General features: G+C 28.8%; 1 pseudogene. It reads left to right on the forward strand.

The annotated features are described in order from the left end of the window. Nucleotides 1-285, forward strand: a pseudogene (locus HMPREF2782_RS03045) (recombinase TnpX); the annotation flags it as partial.

Here is a 285-nt window from a genome sequence, read left to right on the forward strand (position 1 = left end):
ATAAAAAATTATCTTGATGAAGATAATGAAGCATTTATTCATTCCATTCAAAATGAAATGGAAGAAAAGGAAAAGGCACATATAGAAAAGAAAAAGATAAGATTAACAGAAAGCCAAAACAGGCTTCAAGAGCTGGAACGATTGATGTGCAGAATTTATGAAGATATGATTTTAAATAAGATACCGAATAATCGCTATGAAATTTTAAATAACCAATATGAAACTGAGCAACTCGCGTTAAGTAAAGAGATTAAAGACTTAGAGCTTGTAATATCAAGATATGAA

Origin of the sequence: Anaerococcus sp. HMSC068A02, from assembly GCF_001811125.1 — a bacterium.
Lineage (GTDB): Bacteria > Bacillota > Clostridia > Tissierellales > Peptoniphilaceae > Anaerococcus > Anaerococcus vaginalis_C.